General features: G+C 48.5%; 11 protein-coding genes and 1 pseudogene. 3 read left to right on the top strand and 9 right to left on the bottom strand.

Annotated elements, in window-relative coordinates:
• From thiI to pomA, 3 genes and pseudogenes are all read right to left on the bottom strand, one after another.
• A complete protein-coding gene (thiI, locus tag J3B89_RS09135; RefSeq protein ID WP_215397229.1) occupies positions 1-1,458 on the bottom strand; it encodes a tRNA uracil 4-sulfurtransferase ThiI in 1,458 nt (485 codons plus the stop codon).
• Between the two features lie 89 nt (positions 1,459-1,547).
• On the bottom strand, positions 1,548-2,513 hold the full coding sequence (locus J3B89_RS09130) for a flagellar motor protein MotB (protein ID WP_215397228.1): 966 nt from the start codon (positions 2,511-2,513) through the stop codon (positions 1,548-1,550).
• 3 nt (positions 2,514-2,516) lie between these two features.
• A pseudogene (gene pomA, locus J3B89_RS09125) lies at positions 2,517-3,284 on the bottom strand (flagellar motor protein PomA).
• A 199-nt stretch (positions 3,285-3,483) separates the two neighbouring features.
• On the opposite strand from pomA, the gene xseB reads away from it, so the two are divergent.
• From xseB to dxs, 3 genes are read left to right on the top strand one after another with little or no spacing between them, the layout of a single operon-like run.
• Entirely contained in the window at positions 3,484-3,729 is a 246-nt protein-coding gene (gene xseB / locus J3B89_RS09120; RefSeq protein ID WP_215397226.1) for an exodeoxyribonuclease VII small subunit, read from the top strand.
• A gap of 1 nt (position 3,730) precedes the next feature.
• A complete protein-coding gene (gene ispA / locus J3B89_RS09115) occupies positions 3,731-4,618 on the top strand; it encodes a (2E,6E)-farnesyl diphosphate synthase (RefSeq protein ID WP_215397225.1) in 888 nt (295 codons plus the stop codon).
• A 14-nt stretch (positions 4,619-4,632) separates the two neighbouring features.
• Positions 4,633-6,492: a 1-deoxy-D-xylulose-5-phosphate synthase gene (gene dxs, locus J3B89_RS09110; RefSeq protein WP_215397224.1), complete on the top strand. Its 1,860-nt coding sequence runs from the start codon at positions 4,633-4,635 to the stop codon at positions 6,490-6,492.
• Between the two features lie 55 nt (positions 6,493-6,547).
• Here the strand turns inward: dxs and J3B89_RS09105 are convergent, their stop codons facing one another.
• The 6 genes from J3B89_RS09105 to ribBA form a co-directional block, all read right to left on the bottom strand.
• Positions 6,548-9,583, bottom strand: a complete 3,036-nt coding sequence (locus tag J3B89_RS09105; RefSeq protein ID WP_215397223.1) for a ligand-binding sensor domain-containing protein — start codon at positions 9,581-9,583, stop codon at positions 6,548-6,550.
• A gap of 26 nt (positions 9,584-9,609) precedes the next feature.
• Complete coding sequence (locus tag J3B89_RS09100) at positions 9,610-10,089, bottom strand: phosphatidylglycerophosphatase A family protein (RefSeq protein WP_215397222.1); 480 nt, start codon at positions 10,087-10,089, stop codon at positions 9,610-9,612.
• Entirely contained in the window at positions 10,086-11,048 is a 963-nt protein-coding gene (gene thiL / locus J3B89_RS09095) for a thiamine-phosphate kinase (protein ID WP_215397221.1), read from the bottom strand. The genes J3B89_RS09100 and thiL overlap by 4 nt, the downstream gene beginning before the upstream one ends.
• 33 nt (positions 11,049-11,081) lie before the next feature.
• A complete protein-coding gene (gene nusB, locus J3B89_RS09090; protein WP_215397220.1) occupies positions 11,082-11,495 on the bottom strand; it encodes a transcription antitermination factor NusB in 414 nt (137 codons plus the stop codon).
• A gap of 17 nt (positions 11,496-11,512) precedes the next feature.
• Positions 11,513-11,977, bottom strand: coding sequence for a 6,7-dimethyl-8-ribityllumazine synthase (ribH, locus tag J3B89_RS09085; protein WP_068230076.1), 465 nt, complete (start codon positions 11,975-11,977; stop codon positions 11,513-11,515).
• 244 nt (positions 11,978-12,221) lie between these two features.
• Positions 12,222-13,331, bottom strand: a complete 1,110-nt coding sequence (gene ribBA / locus J3B89_RS09080) for a bifunctional 3,4-dihydroxy-2-butanone-4-phosphate synthase/GTP cyclohydrolase II (protein WP_215397219.1) — start codon at positions 13,329-13,331, stop codon at positions 12,222-12,224.
• Position 13,332 lies beyond the last annotated feature (1 nt).

Here is a 13,332-nt window from a genome sequence, read left to right as displayed (position 1 = left end):
TTAAGGCCGGTATACCGATACGTTATTAAAGCCCTGTTCCTGCAATACCACGGCTTGCAAGCGGCTCATTACGCCGCGCTCACAGTAAAAATAGTAATGTTTACTCTGATCAAGGTTGGTAAACTGCGATGCCAGACGGAAAAACGGCAGTTCAACCACGTTATGTCCGTCAACTGTCAGCGGTTTAATATCAGTTTCTTCCGGGCTGCGAATATCCAGCACTACTGCATCTGCCGGCAACTGTGCCAGTTCAGTAACAACATGAGCCTGCTGTTCAGCCTGATAATCTATCGTACGGATATCCAGCACTTTCGCCGCTTTTACCGCCTGCTCCAGCACGGTGAAATCAAACTTTTGCTCGTTGGCCAACACTTCTGACAGCACTGCATTCACGGTAGGCTTTTTCGATATTACACCACAGTATTCCGGCATACTTTTAGCAATATCTTCTGCGCCAATTTTGCGGCACATATCGATAATTTCCTGCTTATCCTGATATATCAGTGGCCGCAGGATCAGCATATCAGTAACCCGGTCTATCACATTTAAATTGGTAATGGTCTGGCTGGATACCTGGCCAATACTTTCACCGGTAACTATCGCCTTAATACCCAGGTTTTCAGCAACTTCGCTGGCGGCCCGCATCATCATGCGCTTAAGTACTACGCCCATTAAACCATTGTCGATAGTTTCTAAAATCTGATCCACCACCGGAGCAAAGTTAACACTGACAAACTTTACTTTGTGAGACAGGCTGTATTTTTGCCAGATATGAAACGCCATTTCACGCACACCGGCCTCATGTGCTGCGCCACCAAGGTTAAAAAACAGGTAATGAGTGCGCAAGCCTTTGCGGATCATCAGGTAACTGGCAACAGCAGAATCATAGCCACCGGAGATCAATGACAGCACATCTGACTGCGACGGCAATGGAAAACCGCCCATCCCCTGGTGCTGTTTACGCACCATAATCAGCTGATCTTTTCTGACTTCAAGTGCAACAACCAAGTCAGGCTTATTCAGTTTGACCCGGGCCGATTCTACCTGCTGATTTAAGCCACCGCCTATGTAGCGTTCAGCCTCAATTGACGAAAAATCGTGCTTACCGGCACGGCGTACCCGTACACAGAATGTTTTATTATGTAATTGCCCGGCATAAACCTCTGCAACCTGCTCAAAAATATCATGTAAAGAACTGAAGGTGCTGGATTGCATTTCTGAAAAATGCACTATGCCCGGTATACAACTCAGCCGGTCGATCAATTGCTGATGAATGGCAACATCATCAGTAAAAGAGCGGATTGTCAGGTGATCGTAATTATTATTCACCTCAATATTGCTATCGGTACGTAGCAAGATTGTTTTGATATTACGCTCCAATAACAGTGTTTGGCGTTTACGTACTGATTTGCTTTTTATAGCGATTTCGGGGTGCAATTTGATAAGAAATTCGATCATCTGACAGCATAGTTAAGCAGAAAAAAAGTGGCGCAGATTATAGCGGATCTGTACAGAAAGACCTAATCTGCGCACTACTGAGGAGGTAATTAAGGCAATTGCTGGCTGGGAGGTTCCAGGCTTATCGGATCTGACTCTTTGGCTTTACCCTGCATAATGGCAATTTCTACCCTGCGGTTACGCCGCCGTCCCTGTTCAGTGTCATTGGGCACCAATGGCTTGGTGTCGGCATGTCCCACTACCACTAAACGGGTACGGTCAAAACCGGTTGCTTTTATCATTTCAGTAGCAACTGATACAGCCCGCTTGGCCGATAAATCCCAGTTGTTACTGTGCAATTCGTCAGACACCTGAATATTATCAGTGTGGCCGGTAACCGTAATTTCGCCGGGTACCTCATTTAGCAAAGTGCCTATACGCTGCACTATCGGCTTAAATCTGGGTTGTAAAAAAGACGAGCCCGACGGGAATGAGCCGTTTTCACGAATACGGATAATAATTTGCTGCCCCAGAGATTCCAGCTCTATGGCGCCATCAATAATTTGTTGCTGCAGTTGCTCGGCAAGCTTTTTCACCATTTCATTGGTTTGTTCCTGTGCCTCTTGTGCTTCGGCTGTTGCCGCAGCAGTTTCACCATCCATAACTTCTTCAGCATTACTGACCGACTGGCCGCCACTTAAGTCTTCACGCTGCTCTTGCCGCCCACCGGCTGAATCTTCCTCACCGGCCTGAAATTCAATGACCTGCTGAGTAATTTCAATAGTTTGTTGTTGCAGGGTTTCAATAGGCGTAGGATCAGGGCGCCCCGGGCGAAACTCCATTGCAATCACGCTGGTGCCTTTAGGAATATCTTCCACTTCAATTTTATTTTGCACGCCAAAAGCAAACTTCATTGAGCCGGCAATTTGCTTAAACTTCAGTACATCCATTTCTGAAAATGCCAGCAGCAGCACAAAAAAGCACATTAGCAATGCCATTAAATCAGCAAAAGTACCCATATACTGCGGTAAACCAGGCGGTGGACATTTGCATTCCTGTTCTGCTTGCTCACTCATACATTACTCCGCCGGGGCCACTTCACGTTTACCCTGCGCTAAATAATTACGCAGTATGCCTTCTATCACTTTTGGATTCTGGCCATCCTGAATGCCTAAAATAGCATCAAGGATCAGTTGGTTATTTAATTTTTCCTGCTGGTTGCGGATCGCCAGTTTATCGGCCAGAGGTATTGCAATGACGTTGGCAATAAAAGCCCCGTACAAGGTGGTTAACAAAGCTACCGCCATAGCCGGCCCTATGGCTTTTGGATCATCCATATTCGACAACATCGCCACCAGGCCTATCAGAGTACCTATCATCCCCATGGCCGGAGCGACATCTCCCAGGCTTTTAAAAATGCCGATCGCGGATTCATGCCGTTTTTCCGTCAGGCTGATATCTTTTAACAAAGTGGCCCGCACTACATCGGCATCGTGGCCGTCAACCAGCATATTGACGCCTTTTTGCATAAACGAATTAGGAATTTCAGCCTCTTCCAGCGCCAGAAAGCCGCCTTTACGTGCAGAGTCAGCCAGTTGTACAGCTTTTTCGATCAGCTCTTCGGGCGATTCAATTTTAAACATAAAGGCTTTAACAGCTGCTTTGCCCGAACCAAAAAACTGGGTCAACGTAAACTAAGAGATAACCACAAAAATAGAGCCACCAAAGACAATCAGTACAGATACCGTATCGGCGAACATCCCCGGAGCACCGCTGCTACCCAAAATCATCGCCATTACGATAAAACCAATTGCACCTAACATACCAACAAGGGTAGCTAAATCCACTTTACTCTCCTTAATTGCAACACTACTGCACCAGCCATCTGTACAAGTTTATCTTAGACGATAGTTGTTTATCGACAACCACGCCGAATGATTAAGCATAAATTATGTAAAATTATCAATTTAGCCTTTCACATCCGCTTTATGATTGACCATAATAGCCTGCTAAGGTACCTTTGCGCACACTTTTTCCGGGGGTAGTATGAGCAAGAAAAAAGCAGATTTAAGCCAGTTCGAGCAAACCTTGTCTGAACTTGAGCTTATTGTGCAGCAACTGGAGCAGGGCGAGTTGTCACTGGATCAGTCTCTGCAGCAATTTGAACGCGGTATTACCCTGGCCCGGCAAAGCCAGCAGCTGTTGCAAGCTGCAGAACAAAAAGTACAGATCCTGATGCAGCAACAACAGCAGGAATCATTATTACCCTTTGAGCCGCCTGCAGGAGAATAAGGTGCAACCTGAACGTTTAGCCGTATATCAGCAGCGGGTCGAACAGCATTTACAGCAACATTTAAACAGCCGTACTGTTACCGATCAGCGGCTATTGTCTGCTATGTCTTACAGCTTATTGCTGGGAGGCAAAAGAGTAAGGCCTTTTCTGGTGTACAGTTGCGGCACACTGCTTGGCGCCAGCCTGCATGACTTAGACGGCCCGGCTGCTGCGCTGGAAGCCTTGCACAGTTACTCGCTTATTCATGACGATTTACCGGCGATGGATAACGATGACTTGCGCCGCGGCAAACCTACCTGCCATAAAGCGTTTGATGAAGCCACAGCCATACTGGCAGGTGATGCTTTACAAACCCTGGCTTTTGAAATGTTAAGCACACACCCGTACCAGCAGGTGGATAGCAGTAGCATTGTAAAAATGCTGCAGCAGTTATCGCGCGCTGCTGGCTATAGCGGTATGTGTGGTGGCCAGGCAATAGATTTAGCCCAAACCAATCAGCACACCAGCCTGGCGCAACTGGAACAAATGCACAGACTAAAAACCGGTGCCCTGATTGAATGCGCGGTACATTTGGCCTGGCTGTGCAGCAAACAGCAAAATTTAGCCGAACGCGATGCATTAGTGCAATTTGCCCAGGCTTTAGGGCTGGCATTTCAGGTGCAGGATGATATTCTCGACATTGAAAGCGACACCAGCACACTTGGCAAGCCACAGGGGTCAGACACCAAGGCCAACAAATCAACCTATCCGGCACTATTGGGGCTGGATAATGCCAAAGCCAAAGCACAGCAATTATATCAGGATGCACTGAACGCTCTGGCTCGCTTACCGTATAACACTGATGAGCTACGCGCCTTTGCGCAGTATATTATCGAACGCAGGTTTTAACACAGGCATGGATTATGGCGTTAGATATTAACGATTACCCGTTATTAGCCAAGGCTAATTTACCCGAGCAGCTGCGTCAGCTGCCACAAGACAAACTGCCCGCACTCAGTGACGAGTTGCGCAGTTATTTATTGCAAAGTGTCAGCCAGAGCAGTGGCCATTTTGCCTCTGGTTTAGGCACCGTCGAGCTTACCGTAGCGCTGCATTATGTCTATAACACCCCGTTTGACCGGTTGATATGGGATGTAGGCCATCAGGCTTATCCGCATAAAATTCTGACCGGCCGGGCTGAGCGTATGCACACCATCCGTCAGAAAGATGGCTTGCACCCTTTTCCGTATCGTGAAGAAAGCGAATACGACGTGTTATCTGTCGGTCATTCCAGTACGTCAATCAGCGCTGCTCTGGGTATGGCAATTGCCGCCCAGCAGGCGCGCAACAACCGTAAAGTTGTCGCCGTAATTGGTGATGGAGCTATTACGGCCGGTATGGCATTTGAAGCGCTGAACCATGCCGGAGAAGTACGCCCCGACATGCTGGTTATTCTGAATGATAATGAAATGTCGATTTCAGAGAATGTTGGCGCCTTAAACCAGTATTTTGCCCGTATTTTATCCGGCAGTTTTTACACCAGCCTGCGCGAAGGCGGCAAAAAGATTTTAAGCGGTGTGCCACCATTACATGAGCTGGCCAGCCGCGCAGAGGAGCATTTTAAAGGTATGGTTACCCCTGGCACCTTTTTTGAAGAGCTGGGTTTTAACTATATTGGTCCAATTGACGGCCATGACGTGCTGGGGCTGGTAGATACCATCCGCAATATGCGTAATTTAAAGGGCCCGCAGCTGCTGCATATTGTTACGAAAAAAGGCAAAGGCTATGCACCGGCAGAAGCCGATCCTATCGGCTATCATGCGGTATCTAAATTTAACCCGGACGATCAAAAACAGCCGGCAAAGAAGGCTGGCCGGCCGAGTTTCTCGAATATCTTCGGCAACTGGATTTGCGATATGGCCGCCCAGGATGAACGCTTGCAGGCTATTACACCCGCTATGCGTGAAGGCTCTGATTTAGTCCGGTTTTCTAAAAGCTACCCCAAACGCTATTTCGATGTCGCCATAGCCGAGCAACATGCGGTAACACTGGCCGCAGGTATGGCCATTGAGGGTTTAAAGCCGGTAGTGGCTATTTACTCCAGCTTTTTACAACGCGGTTATGATCAATTGATCCATGATGTTGCCCTGCAAAACCTTGATGTACTGTTCGCGGTTGACCGTGCCGGCGTAGTTGGTGCCGATGGCCCAACCCACCAGGGAGCCTTTGATATCAGCTTTATGCGCTGTATTCCGAATATGGTGATTATGGCACCATCAGACGAAAACGAATGCCGCCAGATGCTGTACACCGGCTATCAATATCATGGCCCGGCAGCGGTGCGTTATCCGCGTGGCAGTGGCACCGGTATTGATGTGCAGCCACAAATGCAATTGCTGCCGCTGGGTAAAGCCAGAGTGGTACGCCGGGGCGAGCATACCGCTATACTGGCATTTGGCCCGTTGCTAAGTGCCTGTCAGTACGTGGCAGAGCAGCTAAACGCCACGTTGGTAGATATGCGCTTTGTAAAGCCGTTGGATGAAAAATTGTTAACTGAATTGGCGCAAAGCCATACGCTACTGGTAACGGTTGAAGACAATGCCATCACCGGTGGGGCCGGTTCGGCCGTGAATGAGTTTATTGCCAAAGCCCGGCTGTCAGTACAAAGTCTGAACCTTGGTTTGCCGGATCACTTTATTAAACATGGTAGCCAGGAAGAAATTTATACCGAACTGGCGCTGGACAGCGATGGTATTCTTGCCAGTATCCGGCAACGGCTTTAATCGTTAACACTAGTCATTAATACCACTAAAAAGCCCGCTGCTGACCAAGCTGTCATCAGCGGCTGTTTTTCAGGTCAAAATGTGCCAGCCCGGCAGATAGCAAACGCTCTACCTGTGCTTCGACATGAGATGAATCCTCAAATTCAAAAGCGTCTACCTGCTGATCAAATGTAATAGTGGCTACGCCATTTTTGCCGGCATGTTTAACATGGTATAGCGCCATTTCAGCCAGTTGTAACGATACTTCCCAGTTAATCAGCTGGCCGCCAAGCAATTCTAACGGATACACAGCATAACCCACCGAGCAGGTTAACCGGGTACGATGCCCGTCAGGTAAATTAAATACCGTTTTAGCTACCAGCTCGTTCAGCCGGTAACTAAACTGCGCCACCAGCTCAAGCGGTATATCCCGCAATACCAGCACAAACTCTTCTCCGGCAAAACGTACAACATAATCTGAGCCACGCGTTTCGCGGATCAGCAAGCCGGCTACCTGCTGAATACAGCTGTCACCTGCGCTGTTACCAAACTGATCATTAACCTGCTTAAAATTATCTAAGTCCAGATGAATTAACGCCACGCATTTACCCTGCGTTTGCATTGACTCACGGTTACGCTGAAAATGTTCTATGTCTTTTGGCAACTGTTCAAACATAAAGCGCCGGTTACGCAAGCCGGTTAAACTGTCTTTGTGTGTTAATAATGCCAGCTGCTCATTTAGCTCATTCAACTTCAGGTTACTGTTTTCCAGCTCCTGTGTGCGCTGTTTTACCAGGCGTTCCAGTTGTTGTTGCTGGTGTACGGTATTACGTCGCAGTAGCCAAATCAGGCCGTACAGACAAAACAAAAACAGCACCAGCCATAAGCCACGGTATACCAGGGTTTCATCAAAACGCTTGGGGACAACAAGCTCCAGTTCTTGCGTTTGTGCGGTGGCCCAGGGTTCATTCTCCAACCGGGTTTGCACACGAAATACAAACCGGCCCGGCTCCAGATTAGTATAAACCGCCTCACGCCGATCTGCGGCGTCGTGCCAGTGTTGTTCAAAGCCTTTTAACTGATAGCGAAACTGTAAAGCCGCCGGTTTGATAAATTCAAGCGCAGAGTATTTGATACTGATATTGCGATCATCCAGCTCCAGTACAACACGCGGCTGCTCGGCGGCAACAACATAACTTTGTTGGCCCTGCACCAGCTTAATTACCGGTTGCACAGGTTTATCGGCGTTACGGTTAAGCTCTGCCGGTACCGCTACCAGCCCCTTTAATGTCGGATACCAATACTGTTGCTGCCAGAACGCTACCTTAGCATGGCCAGCCCCATTGCAGCAGCGCCCCGGTACAGTACCCAACTGGCGGTCATACGGCCCCAGCACATCTTGTATTGGCAGGTTATCCAGGTTGCCGGGCTGGTCAAGGTCCGCTGCCTGCAGCCGGAAAATGCCTTTGTGACTGCTGATCCAAATATAATCTGTAGCGGCATCGTATGTCATACTGACCACCGGGCTGTGTGGCAACCCGTTAGCCGAATGTAACTGATACCAGCTGTTGTCAGTGCGACGAATAAAAATGCCGTCATCCAGTGTACTGGCCAGCAAGTGCCCACCCGGCAGCAATTGTAAGGCAGTAATGTAGCTGTTATATAATGCAGTTCCCACGCCCAGCCGGCTCAGACGCTGTTGTTCATACAGATATAAACCGCGGGTAGTACCAAATACCAGTTGTTCGTTTGTTTGCTGTAACACTGTAATATGGCGGGACTCCAGCTCAGTGTTTAACGCAAAAGGTGTCAGCTTGTTGTGCTGGTAGTGCACCAACCCCATCACTCCGCCAATCCACAAACCGCCATGAATATCTGCTTGCAACACTCTTACAGTAAAACCTTTTAAGCTATCAAACTGCGCCTTAAACTGCTTGGTATCGCGCTGATACGCCAGTACACCATTGTCAGTAGCCAGCCACATATGGTTAGCATCCGGCCAGTAAATATCATGTACGGTGCCACTACCAAGCTGTTCAGTGTTAACCAGGCTGTGATACTGGCCATCAGCCATTAACTCGCCAATATCCGACTGCCCAGCCACCAGCAAGGTGTCTGAAGGCGTAACAGCTACACTGCGCACCACTGCGTCAGGCTGAAATGGCACTACCCGGCGAATATTTCCTACTGCGGCACGGTACAAACCGTCGCTGAAACTGGCAAGCCAGATATTGTTGTCACGGTCTTCAAAAATATCACTGAACCAGGGGTAGCTCCCCAATTCATCACCGGTAATATGTTGCCATGGCTGACCAGCATGTTTGTGAAACAGTTTACGGTGGGCTGATATCCAGCTATTGCCGCGGCTATCACGCAGCAGCTTATATACCGCTGCGCTGTTTTGATCCGGCAACTGGCATTTTTGCACCAGGCCTGAGTCGGCATCCAGATGATAAAAACCAGACTCACCGGCAATATGTAAGCCTTTTTCGGTCCAGTACAAATCATACACAGGTGTCTGAATAAGCTCGGCCGGTAAGGTATAGCTTTTCATATTACCATCCAGATCCATGCGGTACAGTTGCTCTGAACCCATGATCCAGATATGTTCGTCTACCAGTTCTAACTGGCTTACCTGTGAAAGAACTTGTTGCACCCTGCTGACCCTGCCGTTGTGAATACGAAACAGATGATCAGCCGCTACCCAAATTTCACCGGGGCGAACTTCAATAATGGCAGTAACTTCAGATAATATCTGGTAGCGTTCAAACTGTAGTGTTAAAGGGTTAAAGCCAGACAGGCCAGACTTAGTACCCACCCACATGTAGCCCTGGCTGTCATGTAACAGGCGGGTAACACTATTGCTGGCCAGGTGGCGGTGGCTTTCTTTGGTAAAGTGTTCAAACTGCACACCATCAAAGCGGTTCAGGCCATACAAGGTAGCTACCCAGATAAAGCCCTGCGAATCCTGGCTGACAGAACGCACTGAATTGCTGGATAAACCATCAGCACTGTTCCAGTGTTTAATATCAAAGTCATACACCGAAGGCTGATTGTACGCATGTGAGAAAAGAGGACACCACAATAAAAGCAACAGTAAGGCATTTTTCATTGGTGCGTTCTCTTTCTACTTTTTAATTAACCCAAAGGTAAAAACGGTAATAACAGTTGTAATGACAACAGCGCAGCAATACCGGCGACAATATCGTCCAGCATAATGCCAGTTCCGTCATGTACATTTTTATCGAACCAACTTATTGGCCATGGTTTTACAATATCAAACAAGCGGAATAATACAAAACCCAGCAGTAATGTTTGCCAATGCAATGGCGCCCATAACATGGTAATGCTATAACCGATAATTTCATCCCAGACAATAGCGCCATGATCATGCTCGCCAATGTCCCGTGCTGTCTGGCCACATAAGTACACACCAAGTACACTACCGGCGATAACAAAGGCCAGCAAATAGATGTTACCGGCCCACAGCAACAATATAACCAGCGGCACAGCAGCTAAAGTACCAAAAGTACCGGGGGCTTTGGGTGACAGACCACTGCCAAAGCCAAGTGCAAGAAACTGATACCATTTTTTCAGGTTAAACTGTGCAGTGCTCATGCGAAGTGCTTAAAACCATTATGCTGGTAGTTGAACGGTTGCTCACCCTGTTTCAGTTCCAGCTTACCGGCGGCCCCGGTAATGCGGCCGATACAGCTAACGCCAATACCGTAAGGTGACAGCAATACATCAAGTGACCCCCGCCGGGCTTCTGGTACAGTAAACAGCAGTTCATAATCTTCACCGCCTGATAACGCCAGCTGTATGGCAGTTGCGCTGTCACAACTGTCTTTAACCGCCTGTGACAACGGCAAGCGTGCAACGTCAATACTGGCCCCTACCGCAGAACGCTTCATAATATGTTGAATATCGCTATACAGGCCATCAGATAAATCCATTGCACTGCTGGCAATATTCCGTAGTGCCTGGCCAAGGGCAACGCGGGCTGACGGATAATGAAAACGTTGCAGAATATGGGTTTGATGTTTTTTGCTGACCTCATGCAGGCCCTGACACAGTTTCAGCCCTAATGCGGCGTCCCCTAAAGTGCCGGTAACATAAATATAATCGCCTACTTTGGCGCCGCTACGCGTCAGCGCTTTACCACGCGGCACTATGCCTTTGGCTATCATCGTCAGGCTAAGCGGGCCACGCGTTGTATCGCCACCAATTAGCTGGCAATTATAATATTCGGCGGTTTCATGCAAGCCCGCAGCAAAGGCTGCCACCCAGGGTTCATCTACAGCCGGTAACGTCAGCGCCAGAGACAACCAGGCGGGCTCGGCGCCCATGGCGGCTAAATCACTGACATTTACCGTTACCAGTTTGTGGCCAAGTGCCCGGGGGGCGTCATCAGGAAAAAAGTGTGTGCCTACCACCATGGTATCAGTGGTTACCACTAAGTCATAACCATCACGCACCTGCAACACGGCACCATCGTCACCAACACCGATGGCACTGTCAGCGCGCTTGGCGCCACAACTGGCAAAATAGCGGGAAATGAGTTCGAATTCACCCATAGAACTAAGAAGCCGACTAATGTCGGCTCTCCTTTAACTTGGACGCAGTACGCGTACGGCTTTATCCAAAATGCCGTTAACAAACTTGTGGCTATCGTCAGCGGCGAACGCTTTAGCCAACTCAATAGCTTCGTTGATAATCACCTTGTACGGTACATCAAGACGATATTTAAGCTCGTAAGCAGATACCCGCAATATGGCTTTTTCAACAAAATCAATTTCATCGAACGGCCGGTCTAAATACGGTTTTAATGCTTCATCCAGTACTGCATGGTTTTTAACCACACCGCGCACCAGATCCTGAAAATAGCCAACGTCCATATGTTTAACGTTAGTTTCCAGCAGTAATTGCTGCTCAATGTCTGCAATAGGATTTTGGCTGACATGCCAGCTGTAAATTCCCTGCACTGCAAGTGACCGTGACTGACGACGGGCATTAGGTTTCATGTATGTGTCTCTTCCTGTTACAGCTTGGCCAGCAGGTTAACCATTTCCAGCGTAGACATAGCAGCTTCGCTACCTTTATTGCCCGCTTTGGTACCTGCACGCTCAATGGCCTGCTCAATGCTGTCTACCGTTAGTACACCAAAAGCAACCGGAATGTCATGTTGCATCATTACCTGGGCAATACCTTTGGTACATTCACCGGATACATATTCAAAATGTGGCGTGCCACCGCGGATAACTGCACCCAGCGCAATAATACCGTCATATTTTTTACTGGCGGCAACCCGCTGTACTGCCAGCGGTAATTCAAAGGCTCCCGGCACCCGGATCACAGTGATATCCTGCTCTGCCACGTTACCAATACGCTGTAATGTGTCGGTTGCACCGCTCAATAAGCTCTCAACAATAAAGCTGTTAAACCGCGCTACCACTAACGCAAACTTCTTACCGTTGGCAGAAAACCCTGCTTCAATAACCTGCATAAGTTGCCCTTAAAATCTGACCGCTGAAAATTAGCCGTGCATAATAGCACAACACTGCCTAAACCGGCATAGTCTTTGTAACACAGGCTCATACCCTTCGTCTTTCAAGATGCCCCGTTGTTGGCTGCGCTCGCTCACCCCAATCACTTAGTACAGCTAAGCTCATGGGGATTCACTCGCTTGCCGCCTAGGTGCATCTTGAAATCCATTGGCTATAGGCTTTCTTTGCAAGCGAATAACCGGGTTATTCGCTAACGTAATCCACTACTTCCAGACCAAAACCAGACAAGGCATGGTATTTTTTCGGCTGGCTGAGTAAACGCATTTTCTTCACGCCCAAACTGGCCAGAATTTGCGACCCCACCCCTACATTACGGGAAGTGCCTTTCCAGGGTGCGCTGCGTGGCTTTTCACCTTTATCTTCAGCTTCAAACGCTTGTACAGTACGGATAAGCTGTTCGGTAGATTCATGCTTGCCAAGCAACACCAGCACGCCGCCGTCTTTGGCAATCCGCGCCATGGCGGTATGCAATGGAAAACTGCGGTTAGCTGCCCGGTCAGCCATTAACAAATCGCTGAAAGTGTCATGTAAATGCACCCGCACCAAAGTAGGCTCATCAGCACTGATTTCGCCTTTTACCAAAGCAAAATGGATCTGGTTGTCGATGGTATCTTTAAAGGTTACCAGCTTAAATTCACCCACTTCGGTGGGTAGCTGGCAACTGGCTACCTGTTCTATAGTGGTTTCATTAAGGTTGCGATATTCAATTAAATCGGCAATGGTGCCAATTTTAATACCGTGTTTTTGCGCGAACAGCTCCAAATCAGGCCGCCGCGCCATAGTGCCGTCATCATTCAGCACTTCAACAATTACTGCAGCAGGTTCAAGCCCGGCTAAACGGGCCAGATCACAACCGGCCTCAGTGTGGCCGGCACGCACCAGCACGCCACCATCTTGTGCCATCAGCGGGAAAATATGCCCCGGCTGTACTATATCGCTGGGTCTGGCATCGCGCGCGACTGCCGCTTTTACCGTGCGGGCCCGATCTGCTGCAGAAATACCGGTGGTAACGCCCTCTGCTGCCTCAATTGACACGGTAAAGTTAGTAGAAAACGGTGATTTATTCGCATCTACCATTAAAGGTAACGCTAACTGAGTGCAGCGTTTTTTCGTCAGCGTTAAGCAAATTAAACCGCGGCCATGGGTAGCCATAAAATTAATCGCTTCGGGCGTAACATATTCTGCCGCCATCAACAGATCGCCTTCATTTTCGCGATCTTCATCGTCCATCAGCACGACCATTTTACCCTGACGGATGTCTTCAATAATTTCAGCAGGAGTATTCAGTTGCATA

The organism is Rheinheimera oceanensis (assembly GCF_018831085.1).
In the GTDB taxonomy this organism is placed as follows: Bacteria; Pseudomonadota; Gammaproteobacteria; order Enterobacterales; family Alteromonadaceae; genus Alishewanella; species Alishewanella oceanensis.
Note: the sequence above shows the minus strand (reverse complement) of the source record. Positions and strands in the feature narration are given on the sequence as shown.